The organism is Frankia sp. CcMO1, assembly GCF_977945845.1.
The window spans coordinates 3,370-17,811 of the sequence record NZ_CDWTMG010000085.1; the positions used below are offsets into that span (position 1 = coordinate 3,370).

Annotated in this window: 9 protein-coding genes; 3 read left to right on the top strand and 6 right to left on the bottom strand. The window is 71.7% G+C overall.

The window, feature by feature from the left end; translation table 11 throughout:
* Positions 1 to 998 (bottom strand): cell envelope lipid trafficking protein PgfA (gene pgfA / locus AC08OU_RS12380; RefSeq protein ID WP_476604916.1); only part of this gene is annotated, 998 nt, incomplete at its 3' end.
* 287 nt (positions 999 to 1,285) lie between these two features.
* Here pgfA and AC08OU_RS12385 point away from each other — a divergent pair.
* Together AC08OU_RS12385 and AC08OU_RS12390 are read left to right on the top strand one after the other, a co-directional pair.
* Complete coding sequence (locus AC08OU_RS12385; protein WP_476604917.1) at positions 1,286 to 3,574, top strand: glycosyltransferase family 39 protein; 2,289 nt, start codon at positions 1,286 to 1,288, stop codon at positions 3,572 to 3,574.
* Entirely contained in the window at positions 3,571 to 5,136 is a 1,566-nt protein-coding gene (locus AC08OU_RS12390) for an acyltransferase family protein (RefSeq protein ID WP_476604918.1), read from the top strand. The genes AC08OU_RS12385 and AC08OU_RS12390 overlap by 4 nt, the downstream gene beginning before the upstream one ends.
* An 88-nt stretch (positions 5,137 to 5,224) precedes the next feature.
* On the opposite strand, the gene AC08OU_RS12395 is transcribed toward AC08OU_RS12390, so the two are convergent.
* The 3 genes from AC08OU_RS12395 to AC08OU_RS12405 all read right to left on the bottom strand — a co-directional run bounded on the left by AC08OU_RS12395 (position 5,225) and on the right by AC08OU_RS12405 (position 11,157).
* On the bottom strand, positions 5,225 to 5,878 hold the full coding sequence (locus tag AC08OU_RS12395; RefSeq protein WP_476604919.1) for a hypothetical protein: 654 nt from the start codon (positions 5,876 to 5,878) through the stop codon (positions 5,225 to 5,227).
* Positions 5,879 to 6,166: 288 nt separating this feature from the next.
* On the bottom strand, positions 6,167 to 10,390 hold the full coding sequence (locus AC08OU_RS12400) for an alpha-(1->3)-arabinofuranosyltransferase domain-containing protein (RefSeq protein WP_476604920.1): 4,224 nt from the start codon (positions 10,388 to 10,390) through the stop codon (positions 6,167 to 6,169).
* Positions 10,387 to 11,157, bottom strand: coding sequence for a class I SAM-dependent methyltransferase (locus tag AC08OU_RS12405; RefSeq protein ID WP_476604921.1), 771 nt, complete (start codon positions 11,155 to 11,157; stop codon positions 10,387 to 10,389). Before AC08OU_RS12405 ends, AC08OU_RS12400 begins: the two co-directional genes overlap by 4 nt.
* A 115-nt stretch (positions 11,158 to 11,272) precedes the next feature.
* Here AC08OU_RS12405 and AC08OU_RS12410 point away from each other — a divergent pair, with 115 nt between their 5' ends.
* Positions 11,273 to 12,583, top strand: coding sequence for a glycosyltransferase family 4 protein (locus AC08OU_RS12410; protein WP_476604922.1), 1,311 nt, complete (start codon positions 11,273 to 11,275; stop codon positions 12,581 to 12,583).
* A 211-nt stretch (positions 12,584 to 12,794) separates the two neighbouring features.
* Here the strand turns inward: AC08OU_RS12410 and AC08OU_RS12415 are convergent, their stop codons facing one another.
* Positions 12,795 to 13,010 (bottom strand): hypothetical protein, encoded by a 216-nt coding sequence (locus tag AC08OU_RS12415; protein WP_476604923.1) that lies wholly within the window; start codon positions 13,008 to 13,010, stop codon positions 12,795 to 12,797.
* Between the two features lie 132 nt (positions 13,011 to 13,142).
* A partial coding sequence (locus AC08OU_RS12420; protein ID WP_476604924.1) for an MmpA family trehalose lipid delivery protein occupies positions 13,143 to 14,442 on the bottom strand: 1,300 nt, incomplete at its 5' end.

The following is a 14,442-nucleotide window of genomic DNA, read 5'->3' on the forward strand; positions in this document are numbered from 1 at the left end:
ACCGTCTGGTAGTGCGTCCGGTCCTCGTTCCACTCGTCGTCGCTGCGGCGCCGCCGGCTCATCGCCAGCAGCCCGAGACCGGCGAGCAGGCAGATGGGTCCGAGGATCCAGCCACCGATGGGGCCGATGCGGGACACGAACCGCAGCCCGGACGCGGACTCGCCGTACTCGTCCACGTTCGCCTTCACCGTCTCCGGCGTGTACTCCAGATACCCGGCGATGATCGGCGCCTGCTTGCCGTTGGCGGCCAGCCTCTGGTTCACGCGCTCGGCCCCCTTGATGATCGCGCCGGTGTAGGGCTCGACCCAGAGGGTCCTGGTGGTGGCGTAGATCCGGTCGGCGGTGACGGACGGCGTCCCGGACTGCCCGATCAACTCGCCCGGGACCTCTTCCTGACCGATGACCGTGTCCGGGATGACCTGGACGAACCGGTAGGTCTGGAGCCCGTCGATGCGTTCGGTGCCGTCGTAGCGAGCCGTCATCGGCGCCTTGATGTTGACGTCCCAGAAGGGGTAGTCACGCCGTTCCGTGTTGAACGGGAACTTGAAGATCAGGCCGCGGTGCTCGATGGGCTGCCCGACCTCGTCGGTCGGATCGGTGGCGAGGTAGTCGCCGCCGCAGTTCGTCGCCAGGCCGGTGTCCTGGTTGAAGCACGCGCCCTCGACGTACGCCTGGAGCAGGCCCTTGCCCTCGACGTTGGCCTGGAACGCGAGCCGGTAGAACCGCTCGTCGGCGGCGGGCTTGGGGGCACCCTCGCGCAACTCGCCGTCGATGGTCCGCGCCACTTCGACGACCTGATTGCTGAAGATCTGGGTGCCGCCGTCTTCGATACTCCGCGGCAGCAGCACGGTGACGCCCTCACCCCGCGCCATGAGGGTGGTGTTCGGATCGATCGGTGCCTTGGCGACCCGTGGATACACATAAGTGGGGAGCGCGATCGCCAGCGCGATCAGAGCGACACCCAAAGCGACCAGGACGAGGCCCGCAATCCTACGCATGACAGCGACTCCTCGGGTGGACGACGGCGGCCGGATTCACAGCACACACCACTACCGCACGTGCTGTGGTGCCGCGCACACTACCAGCGAGTACAGATAAGGAGAACGGTCTTGAACCAATGTAGCGTCACGTTGCGTAACTGATATCGCGCCGAGACCTGCGCGGGGGACACTATCGACTGCGCAACGCCACCGGACCGAAGGTCCCGCCCGACGGCGAGCGGGATCTCAAGACGGCCCAAGGGCCACCCAGCCGCCACCCGGCGGCCATCGTGAAGGGGCGGGAGATGACGGAGCGCGTGGAACAGCCCGACCTGTTCCGCGATCGGACCGGCGAATGGACACCGGGGGCCGCCGGCCCGCGCAATCCACCACCGCACGGCGGCAGCCCTCAGCGCGCCACCCGCGCGAACTCGAGGGCACACGGGGGCCGCGCCCGTGCCCGCCCCCGCCGCGCTCTCCCGCCGTTGGAGGACGATCTCCCGGAAACGGACACCGCCCCCTTCGAGATCTCGGGCCTGCCGGCCCCGCTGCGCAGCGCAATCGCGCGCCGGCGCGCCGTCTGGACCAGGATCGACACGTTCGCATTCGCCCTGATCGGGGCGCACATGGCGATGCTGCTGCTGATCCTGCCGCCGGGCTCGCTCTACCTGGACGACCTCCGGGCGCAGGGCTACGCGCAAGGGCAGCCGTTCTTCTCGTTCATCGTGGGATCGAACGGCACCCACTTCGCCCCGCTCCCCCGCATCATCGACTGGACCCAGTCGCGGGTGTTCCCGCTGGAGCACGCGCCCGCCGTCCTGGTGACCATGGCCGTCCGGTTCGTCCTCGCGGTCGCGTTCTGGCGGCTCCTGCGGCGCACGTTCGGGCCGCGCGGGGCTGCGCTGGCACCCCTCGCACTGCTGCTCTTCACGCCGGCCCTGCTGCCCGCCACCGCCTGGTTCCGTCAGTCGATCACCGTCGTGGCCTGTACCGCCGCGATGGTGTGGGCGGTGGACGCCCACCTGCGGTGGATCATGCGACGCCGCCGGGGGGACCTCGTCGCCGTCGTCGTGGCGACCGCCGTCGGCCTCTGCTTCTACGAGAAGGCGGCGGTGGTCCCCGTCGCGCTCACCGCGATCAGCCTGGCCATGTTCGTCGGCCGCCGCGGACCGGGAGTGCCTCGCCGGCCGATCCGTGCGGCGTTCTGGTCGGCGCTGTGGTCGTCGGCCGTCGTCGTCGTTTTCCTGGTCATCTACATGAACGGGCCCTACGACCAGGGACCGGGTTCACCGCCGTCGCCGGTCGACGTGCTCGCGCTCGCCGCGGAAACCGTGGGCGGGACCCTGATCCCACTCCTCCTCGGCGGCCCCTGGGACTGGATCTACAGCACGCCGTACGCCGGCACTCCCCACGTCGGTACACCGGGCGTCATCGAGGCGCTCATCGCGACCGGCGTGGGGCTCCTGATCACCTTGAGGCGCAGCCCGGCACGGGTCGTCCGGGCACTCTCCGTGGTTACAGCCTGGACACTCCCGTCTGTGGCGATAATCACATACGGGCGGTCCGTCGGCTTCGAGGCGGTCCTGGCGGACGCCGTCCGGCTCTGGGCGGACCTCGTTCCCGCGCTGCTCTACGGCGCCGCACTCGCCGCCATCCCGTGGCGCATCGGCGTCGGCGCCGAACGGGAGGCCACACCCGGATTCGTGCCGTCCCCGACCCGCCCGGCGACCCCGGCGGCAGGGACCATGCTGCCCGTGCACACGCCCGTCATCGTCGGTGAGGCGATCACGCCGGGACCGGGTTCCGGGATCGTCTACGCGCCACAGGGCAGCGCGATCGCCACCGCGAGCTACGCGATCTCGCCGCCTGATACAGCCCCGGTGACCAGGAAACCGGACGGATTGATCTCGTTCGACCTGACGCCGCGAGTGCTGGCCGGTGTCGTGGCGATGGCCGTCATCATCACCGGGTCCCTGGTCAGCACCTGGACCTTCACCGACCACTGGTGGGACAACCCGACGGACACCTGGCTCGCCAACGCCCGCGCCTCGCTGCAGAACGCCGAGCCGTTCCCGCGCGTACTCGCCACCCCGCTGCCGGAGGCCGTCATGCCGGCCTGGGTGACTGCTGAGTTTCCCACGGCAGCTCCGCTGGTTCTTCTCATCCGGCCGGATGCACGCTTCCATGATGGTGACGGGGCAACGCGGACATTCGATGCGGCTGGCAACCTGGTGCCCGTCCTGCACACGCAGGTCCTCGGGGAGAGCAAGAAGGCGGCGGTCTGCCGAGCAGTGCTTCCGACAACGGGTCGCGGTGCGCGGGTCGCCCTGACGAAGCCGGTGCCCTACGTACCGGGAGCACAGCTGGAGGTAGGACTGCTGCTCAACGCGTCAACGAGGGTGGAGGTGAGGGTGGAGACGCCCGACCGGAAGCTGATCGCGCCCGAACGCTGGTCCGACGACGACATGCCGCAGGGGCCACACACCTTGCGCTTCCCCGTGCCCCTCGGCCAGACCGTCTCCGCCGTGCGCCTGGTGGCCGCCGATCCTGGCAGTTGCGTGAACCTGGTCCGGATCTGGGTGGGCACACCGTGACCGCCACGCTGGAACCCGGGGCCAGGGGATCGGGCCGCACGAACGGGGAGTTGCTGCCGATCGAGCGCGCCGCTCAGCTCGCCGCCGCGGGACACCCCGGGGGCCGCCCGGGTGAACTCGCGTTGCCGGACTCCTCCGGCCTGCCCGCGCCGGCGACGCCGCAGTCGGGGCCCGGCGCACCCACCCGGCTGCCGAGCCACGACCTCCCCGTCCTCGAGGCCTATCGCGGCGTCGCGGCACTGATGGTCCTCGTCACGCACGTCGGCTTCACGTCGTCGGCGGGGGTCAACGGGCCGTGGGCGGGCTGGCTCTCCCGGCTCGACTTCGGCGTGACGCTGTTCTTCCTGCTCTCCGGGTTCCTGCTGTTCCGCCCGTTCGTGCAGGCTGCCTACGGCGCCCGGCCACGCGTCGCAGTCCGCTCCTACCTGCGCCGCCGCTACGTGCGCATCTACCCCGCGTTCCTGGTCACGGTCGCCGGTGTCTACCTGCTGTCGCCCACGGCCCGGGAAAGCGAGGAGTCGCGCTGGGTCCAGACGATCTTCCTGGTCCAGAACTACTTCACCGCGTTCGCCAGGCAGCTCGACGGCATGGTCCAGATGTGGAGCTTGAGCGTCGAAGTCGGCTACTACCTCACGCTCCCCTTCCTCGCCTGGCTCTGCCTCGGACGGGGGACGGCGATGGCACGGCTCCACGGGCTGGAGCCCACCGCCACCGACCAGCCGATGACGCGACGCGCCGCCCGGGCGCGCCGCAAGCGCCCACTCCACTCCCGGGTGGGGTCACTGTTCGCGCTGCCGCACAAGGCACGCCCGCACCGGCCCGCGATCGTTCTCGCGATCTTCATGGTGGGAGCCATCGCCTGGCGCTACGGGTACCATGACTCCACGCAGGGCTACGGCCGCGAACTGCTGTGGCTGCCCGCATTCCTGGACTGGTTCAGCGCGGGCATGCTCCTGGCCTGGCTTCGAGAGCGGCCGACACCCGTGCCGGAGGCGATCCGCAACCTCGCGAACGCCCCCGGCGTCTGCATGTGTCTCGCGCTCGCGGGCTACTGGCTGGCCACCTCCAAGCTGGGAGGCCCGTACGACCTGACCGGCGCGACGGCGTCCCAGGCCCTGCTCAAGCACGTCACCTTCACCGTGGTCGCCTCGCTCCTGCTGCTTCCGGCCATCTTCGGCGACCAGCGTGCCGGATGGCGCGCGTTCGCCCTCAGCCCGTTGATGCGCTGGCTGGGGCAGATCAGCTTCGGCGTCTTCCTCTGGCACCCGATCCTCATGGGGACGATCCGGCGCATCCTCGGCCTGTCGGTCTTCGGTGGCGGGTTCTGGGTCACCCTGATCCTGACCCTCATCGCCAGCCTCGTCGTCGGCACCTTCTCGTGGCGGTTCATCGAGGAGCCGGCGCAGCGCAGGTTCCGCAACGGCCTGCGGGCCGCCAGGTCGGCCGGCGCACGTGAGCCGACGGCGTTCTCGCGGCTGCCCATCGCCCGGGTCCCGCGGCGCCGCCGTCCCCAGCCGCCGCAGCCACAGCCTCAGCCCGCGGACGCCATCCAGCTGGGCTGAGCGGGCACCGAACGAACGGCCGAGCGAACGGCCGAACGGACAGGAGCCCGGTTCCCGCGTGGGGGACCGGGCTCCTGTCTCGTGGGGGCTACGGCGCCGTGGGAGCCGTCGGCTCGACCGGGGTGATCGCCGTGCTGGCCAGCACCGGGTTGGGGTCCGGGTAGCAAGCGGTGGGCGCCTCGAGCGGCGTGCCGACGACGTCGACAACGGTCGTGAAGGTGAGCCCGGGGTCGGTGAAGCTCGTGCCACCCAGCCGGACGTCGGCCGTGCCCTCCTGCGCCGCCCGGAGGGCGAGCGTCAGGACGGGGAGTGTGTAGGCCGCGCCGCCCGCCAGGGAAGTGTTCAGGGTCATGACGACGGCACCGTTCTCGACGGAGATCACCGGCGGCTCGGTGCCGAGGCCCGCTCCACCGGACGTCGTCGCCGACACGAGCGTGGTATTCGCCGGGACGGGAATGAGCAACCGGAAGTTCTTGACCGCGGTGAGCGGCAGGCCGCTGACGGTGGTCGGAACCTGGTCCTCCGCCGACGTGAGCGTCACGGTGAACTCGGCGCCCTGCGCCACGGTCGCGGGAGCGGTCGCCTCGACGACCGTGTCGACCGACGACGCGACCGGGCCGAAGGCGGTGCTGGCCTCGCACGGGTAGAGGACGGTCTGCGGATCCGCGGAGGCGGGGGTGGCGGCCGACAGAACCGCGCCCAGCGCGCCCACGACGGCGGCGAGCCGGGTGGCATGGTTCATGCGATGAATCCTCATCAACTGGGGTCCTCTCGTCATTGAGTGAGACCGGTCGCGCCGCGGACAGGGAGCGGTGCGCCCGAAGTTACTCGCCAGTATGTCCGCTTCCATGGGTTTGGGCCATCAGTGGCGCAGCCTGTGAACTCAGTCGCGTTACGACCCCGCTTTGGAGTCCAAGCGCGACTCAGTCGCGTTACGACCCCGCTTTGGGGTCCAAGCGCGACTCAGTCGCGTTACGACCCCGCTTTGGAGTCCAGACACGACTGAGTCGCGTTATCGCCGGATCGGAGCTCAGCGGCGCGGACGGCGGCGGACGCGACGCGTCAGGCGCAGCGAGAGCCCCGTCAGCAGCCGGTCGCTGTCGGCGTCGAGCCGCACCACGAGGCACGCCACGATCACGATGCACGCGAAGATGCTCACGGGCGACGCGAGGCTGTCCTTGTCGTCCGCGTTGGTGCTGACCGACGCGCCGATGCCGGCCACCACGCAGGCCGCGACCACTATCCACCGCATCTGGATCCGCTGGCGGACGCCGAGCAGGACGCCACCCAAGGCCGCGGCCGCCCACCCGCCGCTCATGACGGTGAGCCCGGCCAGGCCGAGCATGCCGTAGCCACGATGCGACGAGTTCTCGTAGAGGGGAATCGGCTCCGCGAGGCGGGCGCCGCGCCGGTCCTTCGCCCGCCGGCTGCGCGGCGGGATGGTGAACGCGGCGAGCAGCGCCGCCAGCACCAGACCGATCACCAGCGCGATCCGGTAGGGCCGACCGGGAGTGAAGCGCAGGACGACGTCCCCGCCCTGCCCGGCCGGGACGAGGTAGCCCTGCTGCCAGCCGTCGACCCGCACCTGCTCCAGCGTGGCGCCGTCCAGCGTCGCCTTCCAGCCCGGGTTGGCGTTCTCGTGGATGACGAGCAACTGCTCCGTGTCCGCCTTGTCGACGGTGATCACCCGGTGCTCCGGCGAGACCTCGCGGGTCCGCGAAGGCGCGGTGACCGGCGGATCGCCGGCGTCCGAGACGCTCGTGGTCTTCGCGTCCGTGCGCGTGAGGGTGACGGCCTCGGGCTCGAACCGGCTGGTCGCCTCAAGCCGGATGCGGGCCTCGCCGGCGGGCAGCGCCGGGACGTCGCCGCACGGCACCACCATGAGCGGCTGGCGGCTCAGGATCTGGCCGACCGTGCCGCGCACCCGCGTCTGGATGCGCTGGGCCCCCATCACCAGCGGTGGGCCCTCGCCGCAGGGTGCCTTGATCGGCAGCCACGAGGGCATCGGCACCCGCATGCTGTCCAGCGCCGGCACGTTGATCTCGCTGGCGCCGACGGGCAGGGGTGTCGGGAAGTTCGTCACCCTGTCCTTCGAGTACATCGGGATGACGCCGCGCACCGTGATCTTCAGACTCTCGCCGCGCAGGGCCGGGAACCGGACCCACCCGTCCGCGTCCGGCGTGACGATGCGGTGGGTCGAGCCGACGGACACGTCCAGCCGGGCCGGCTTGGACGCGAACAGGTCCTTGTCCACCTGCCACTGGAGGCGGTCGATCCTGCGCACACCCTTCCAGCGCAGCGTGAGCGACGGCGAGTCGTCGTCCACCGTGGCCATCCAGCCGGTGGTCAGCGACCGGTCCATCGCCGCCTGCGGGCGCTGTGCGGGGTCCTGCGTCCACCGCGACGAGGCTGCGACCTTCACGAAGGGCTGGTCCGGCTCCAGCAGGTCGTCCACGCGCTCGGTGTCGCGGGCGCGGGCAGTCGCCTGGACGCCGTACGCGGCACCGGTCGTCATGGTCAGGATGCGGTCCAGGTCGCCGTCCTGGCTCTGGCGGCGCTGGCGCGGCGAGCACCACGCCCGGTCTCCCACGGTCGCGCAACTGTCGGCACCGTCACGCGCCGCATGCAGGGAGATCGAGACCGGTGGCCCGCTCGCGGCGCCCGCGGCGGCGGGGACCACGAGCGGGCGGCGCGGCGTGATGCCGGGCAGGCGGATCTCGCTGATCGACACCGGGTTGAGCTCGGTGCCCTGCCAGGTCTTCGCCACCGTGATCCGCAGCGTGCGCGTGGGTCCCGGCGGCACCTTGATCGGCTGCGGCAGCGCCTGCAGGTTGGCGCTGAGGGTGATGGCGGACTGATCGCTGCCGGCGTCGGTCTTGACGTCGACGGCGGCCAGCCGCGCGCCCGCCGGGCTCGGTGTCAGCAGGAGCTCGGAGGGCAGGTCCACGGGCTTCGGGAAGGTGATCTGCAGCCACTGGTCGATCGCGAGCGGGCTGGAGACCCACGCGGTGGTCGGGTCGCCGTCCACGGCGAACCACGGCGCCACGGACTGTCCCGCCTGGCTCAGCGCGGTGACCGACTGGACGCCTTCACTCCGGGCTGCGACCTCCTGCTGTCCGAAGGGGAGCCAGTCGTGGACCTTCCGGTCGTTCTGGTACCGCTCCTGCGGCGTCATCACGGCCGAGTACAGGTCGCGCACCTGCGCGACGTTCGCCTCCCGCCGCTGCGGCGTGTCCGTGGCGATCAGCGGCGCGCCCTGGAGCGCCTTCGCCTGGGGATCGCCGTCGAGCACCGTGGGACGGCGGTCGATCTCACCCGCGTCGGCCAGGCTGAGCAGGCTCTCCGTGCCACCGGCGACGCGCGCCACGCTGGAGGTGGGGTACACCTCGGCGAGCCAGGCCTTCTCGTCGACCTCCCAGACCTCCAGCGCCGGAGCGGGGATGTCGAGACCGTCGTCGTCCACCTGCTGGGCGTTCCGGCTGCCCTGGAGCTGCGGGCCGAACTTCGCGACCGGATGCAGGCCCGGCGACTGCTCCAGGGCCGAGCGCACCGTCACCGGCAGCGGCGCCGACCCGGGCTGGAACGATCGGGCCAGGTCGGCGCGCACGAGCAGCCGCGAGACGCCCGCGCGTGCGAGGTACGAAGCCAGGCCGGGCGAGCCGCGGCCGGTCGCGAGCTGCTGCTCGATCGCCGTGAGCATGCGGATGTTGCCCTCGGACGACAGCGGGACGCCGTCCCGCACGGCCCACTTGGTGCGGGCCAGCGGCTGGAACGGCTCGTCGTGGGGGTCGCCCCAGATGCTGGTCGCGAACGTGTTGCCGGGCACGATCAGGGTGCGCGCGCCGTCGTCGGTCTTCTCCAGGTACGCCGCGGCCTGCCGCCAGTAGTCCGGCACCTCGGTGAAGCTGCCCCGGGACGGAAGCTGCCCCACGAGGGCCGGGGCCGCGGTGCCCAGCAGGGCCGCGGCGGCGACGAACTGCAGCATCGACTGCGACGAGAACGGCAGGCCCCGGACCTTCGGGACGCGCAGCACGGTCAGGGCGTGCGCGAGGCCGATGGTCAGCGGGATCCGGAGGACGACGTCGAACTTGTGGGTGTTCCTGAGCGGCGCGCCGACGCCGTCCAGGAAATCCTGGATGGCGGGCTGCCAGGGCGCTGTGAACGGCCCCATGTGGCCCATCGTCAGCAGCGTGAGGCCGCCGATCACACCGCCGATGAGGAAGGTCCGGTTCGGGGCGTCCCGGCGGAGCATGCCGAGGACGCCCAGCGAGATCAGGAGCCAGCCGAGCAGGATGCCGGCCGGAGACGACAGGACCGACCATCCCGCGAGCCAGATCGGCTGGGGCAGCTGGAACCAGGCGACCCACTGGGTGGTGCCGCGGAAGGCGCCCGGCAACGACCCCTTCGACGTGCTGACGGCAGAGCTCTCCACCCAGTCCAGGAACGGTGGGCTGTAGCGGCCCAGGAGCAGCAGGGGGCCGAGCCACCACAGGGTGGCGCACGTGACCGCGAGGATCCACCAGCGGGTCAGCACGCGACGCATCGGCGAGCGCTGCCGCGTCATCAGCCACCAGACCGGCAGCGGCAGCACGGCGCCCACCGCCACGGCGTTCACGCCGCCGCACAGGGCGACGGCGATCCCGGATCTGGCCGCCGCCGTCGCCGCGGCTCCCGGGCGCACCTTGACCAGGGGCAGCAGCACCCACGGCGCCATCGCGATCGGCCAGGCCTCGATGCTCACCGGCCCGACCTCGGTGATCATGCGGGGAGAAAGGGCGTAGGCCAGCGCCGCGATCATCTGGGTGCTGTGGACGCCGACGCCCATCCGGCCGAGCAGGCGGTACATGCCGTGGAAGGCAACGAGCAGAACGGTGGCCCACCACATGCGCTGGACGATCCAGGGCGGGATCCCGAGCAGGTTGCCGACCAGGTAGAACGGCCCCATCGGCAGGAAGTAGCCGTACGCCTGGTTCTGCAGCTGACCGGACGCGCCCAGCGGCTCCCACAGGTTCCACGCGCGCATGAGGAAGCCGAGCGGGTCCACCGACAGGTCGAGCTTGGTGTCCGGCGCGATCCTGCCCGGCGCCTGCACGAAGGCCAGGACGGTCAGCGCGACGCTGGCCGCCAGCAGGCGAAGCCGCCGCCGGACGGCCTCGCTGGTGGCGGGCTCGGCGCCGGGGTCGTCGGGACCCCGCGGCGGTGCCGCGGTGGCGAGGGCGGCCGGCAGAGCCGGCGGTCCGAGGATCGCCGTCACGAGCGGCGCCTCATGGCGATCACGACGTTCCAGCTGGCGATCTCACGGACACCCGGCACGGCGGTGATCCACGTGGCCCAGTCGGGGTGGTAGCGCGGCCGGATGTCCAGGATGTCGGCGCGGCCGGTCTGCGACTTCGCCCAGCGGACCATGCGGCCGGCGGAGCACGCGAAGAGCGACGTGCCGAAGTCGTTCTTGGGACGGCGGCCGTTGCGGGCCGCGTACCGGTCGGCCGCGCGGTGTCCGCCGAGATAGTGCCACGGCGCGGTCTCGTGCCCACCCCACGGCGAGAGCCACGTCGTCCACGACAGCCACATCACGCCGCCGGGCCGGACGACGCGGAGCATCTCGTCGGCCATCCGCTCAGGTTGGGGCACGTGCTCCAATACGTTGCTCGACAGACAAAGGTCGAGTGCGCCGTCCTGGATCGGCAGGTCGAGGCCGGAGGCCCGGAGGAATCCCTCCGTCACGGACCCGCGGGCGGTCAGCTCACCGACATCCGGGTCGATCCCGGCGTAGCGGGCTCCGGCACCGCGGAAGGCGTCCGCAAAGTACCCGGGGCCGCCGCCGACGTCCACGATGCTGGCACCCCGAAGGTCGGCGTACCGCGAGACCTCACGCACCGTGTCCGCCGCGAGCAGTGAGTAGAACCGGTCCGGGTCGGTCTGCTCCACCCGGAATGCCTTGAGCAGGGCCACGCTGCGCGCCAGGCTCCCCCGCGGCGGCAATTCCGGCAGGGAGCTCGTTGAGGTCTGTGTCACTGACATGGTCTAGAAGGCTACCCACGGGTAGCGAGGGAGTGGGCAAACGCCGTAGCGTTCTCCTCCACGTGGCGCAGCACACATCGTCCCAGCAGAGTACGCCACAGGATGAGGAGCCGGAATGCCGACGAGTCCGCTGCGGGTCGCCGTCCTTAATTGGCGCGATACCACCCACCCTGAAGGCGGGGGGTCGGAACGCTATATCGAAAGGATCGCCGCGGACCTGGTGGCCGACGGATGCCAAGTTGAAATCTTCTGCTCCAGGCATCAAGGAGTCCCGGCCACGATTCAGCGTGATGGAATCACGTTCCGTCACGCGGGAGGCCGCTGGACGGTCTACCTGCGCGCACTGTCACGGCTCCTGTGGGAGCGGATGACGGGCCGCTCCCCCGACGTCGTCATCGACGTCCACAACGGCGTCCCCTTCTGGGCCCGTGCCGTCGCCGGACGTTCGGTGATCGTGCTCGTGCACCACGTGCACCGTGAGCAGTGGCACGTGGTCTTCGGGCGGGCGCTGGCGTCCGCGGGCTGGTGGCTCGAGTCCCGCGTGTCCCCCCGCGTCCACCGCGGCTGCCAGTACGTCGCGGTCTCGGAGGTCACGCGCCGGGAGCTGGTCGAACTCGGCGTCGACGAGAAGGCCATCGCGATCGTCCACAACGGCACGCGGCCGGTGTCCGAAGCCGACGCACCCGGCCGCGACCCGGAGCCCAGCCTCGTCGTGCTGGGTCGCCTGGTGCCGCACAAGCGCGTGGAGCACGCCCTGGAGGCCGTGGCGCGGCTCTCGGACCAGTGGCCCGGTATCCGGCTGCGCGTCATCGGCGAAGGCTGGTGGCGCTCGGAGCTGGAGGCCGAGGCGCGAAGGCGCGGCGTCGCCGACCGGGTGACGTTCACCGGATTCGTCGACGAGGGCGAGAAGGAGGAGATGCTGGCCCGCTCCTGGCTGATGCTCGCGCCCTCCGTCAAGGAGGGCTGGGGGCTCATGGTGGTCGAGGCGGCCGCGCACGGCGTGCCGGCGATCGCCTACCGCAGCGCAGGCGGACTGGCCGAGTCGGTCCACGACGGCGTCACGGGGCTACTCGTCGAGGACGACCTGGAGGCGTTCATCGACGCCACCCGCCGCGTGCTCGCCGACCAGCAGTACCGGGAGGCGCTCGGTGACGCCGCGCGCGAGCACGTGGGCCACTACAGCTGGCGGACGGCGTCGACCTCGATGCACCTGCTCCTGCGGCGGGTGGCCGGCGGCCTGCCGCCCACGTCGGTGATCGACCCCACGGCGGCTCCGGATCAGAAGCAGACCGACGGCGTCCGGATGGAGCGCACGGAGGAAGGCGACGTCGTCGTCGACCTGCGGGGAGACTCGGCGGCGCAGAACCACGGCGCCGAGCGGACTCGCTCCCGGCGCCGCGCGCCCCTGCGCTCACGCCGCCGCTGATCGTCCGCACCCAAATGGCGAACCCGCCCGGAGATCTCCGGGCGGGTTCGCCATTTGGGGGTTCGCCATTTGGGTGGGCCCCGCTTGATCACCAGGACGGAAGGGATCAACCGCGCCTATTCGACCTGGAACGGACTCGAAGGGAACGCCTCGAAGGCCGCGAACACCCGGACGGGCGCCGCGGCCTTCGAACTGTCAGGCGGCCGTGTCGTCAGCGGTCGCCGTAGCTGACCTCTGACTGAAGGTCCCCCTGGGACGGCGCCGGCTCGCTGTTCGACGGTGCGAGCTCGACGATCTGAATCGCCGCCCCAATCGCTGCACCACCCCCGATGATGGCAGCCAGGATGGGCGCGAACACCGTCATGGTGGCGCCGCGGTCCCTGCGTCCTGCCTTCATCGCTCCTCCTGAAGTCGACTTGTTGATCAATGTGCTGTTACTCACGGGTACCCTAGCAGCCGCTGGCGGTGCAGTCAGTCACTTACGGGCTCCTGCGAACGGACGTTTTGCGCGATCGTTACCGTGAAACCCCACGCTACGTGGCAGTCACCATAACGTGTTCTAGCGATAAGTGCGCATCGTCACATCGGACCGATGCCAGGGTGTTATCCGCCCGGTCGTCGCGGCCGCGGCGACGGCCAGGGCGGCCACCAGCAGCAGGAGCGCGGCCAGGTGCACTCCGAGCACGCCCACCAGACGCGTCCGGCTCGGCCGGGGCGCGGCGGGCAACGGATCCGGAGCGCGCCACAGCACGAGGTCGGGGCCCTGGAACGCGGGCCGCCACCCCGGGGGAAACACCGGCAGGGACTCCGCTCCCGGGGTACCCCGTTCCACCAGGATCCATCCCACCTGGATGTCGCGAAGTTCGGCGTCGGCCAGCCGCCGGTCCGCCAGCGCCGCCGCGGCGGCCCGCGCACCGAGCCCCTCCTCGGGCAGCCGGCGGCTGCCGACCGTGAGCGCGTCGGAGACGACGACCTGCCGTGGCAGGAGCCGGGGGGCCGGATCGAGGACCGGGTCCGGGCCCGTCCAGCCGAACCGCCGGAACGCGCCCCACGGGAGCACCAGCACCCGGGCGCTGTCGGGGGCCGCGTCGAGAACCGACCGGGCCGCGGACCAGTCCGCCGGGTAGTGCCGGGCGGTCAGCCTGCCCGCGAGCCCCCCGGCGAGGTCCGGCATCGTGGCAGCCACCAGGCACGCGACGAGAACCGCGACCGCCGCCCGGCCCCCGGACCCGCTCGCCCCCCGCCGGCGGGCCCAGGCGTCGGCGACGCCGCCCAGCCGGAGCGTCGCGTGACCGGCGAGCACCGCCACACCCATGGCCGTCAGGCCGAGCCAGCGGTGGCCGTCACGCAGGAGTCCCGCGCCGGGGACCGTGTCCACGAGGAACCGCAGCAGCGACCCGCCGCCGGGGAGCACGGGCAGGACGGCGACGAGGTAGCCGGTCACCGCCGCTGCCGCCCCCGCGACCACCTCCGGGGCCGCCCCCGCCGCCGCGAGCTTCCGCAGGGCCGGCAGGCCGGCCAGCATCAGGAGGATCACGAGCACCGTGCTGGCGCGTGCCAGGACCGTGAAGCGGCTGTCGGGCAGGGCGGCGGCGTTCCACATGCCAGCCAGGCCGAGGGCGTCGACCAGCCGCCCCCAGCCGGTTTCCGAGCGCAGCGCGAACAGCGTGAGGCCGGCGTCCCCCTCGCCCGTGGACGACGCGAACGCGGGATGGAGCATCGCGGCGACGAGCCATGGCAGCTGCAGAACGCCGACGGTGGCCAGGCCCGCTGCGACCCGCGCGCTCACGCCCGCGACGCGGCCGCCTGCCGTCGCTCCGTCGCCCCCCGAGCCGTGGCGGGCCCGAGCGGTCCCCGCG

Excerpts from the sequence above, each read along its gene's own strand:
- AC08OU_RS12385 (WP_476604917.1), top strand. The coding sequence starts at position 1,286 with ATGACGGAGCGCGTGGAACAGCCCGACCTGTTCCGCGATCGGACCGGC.
- AC08OU_RS12395 (WP_476604919.1), bottom strand. The coding sequence starts at position 5,878 with ATGAACCATGCCACCCGGCTCGCCGCCGTCGTGGGCGCGCTGGGCGCG.
- AC08OU_RS12405 (WP_476604921.1), bottom strand. The coding sequence starts at position 11,157 with ATGTCAGTGACACAGACCTCAACGAGCTCCCTGCCGGAATTGCCGCCG.
- AC08OU_RS12410 (WP_476604922.1), top strand. The coding sequence starts at position 11,273 with ATGCCGACGAGTCCGCTGCGGGTCGCCGTCCTTAATTGGCGCGATACC.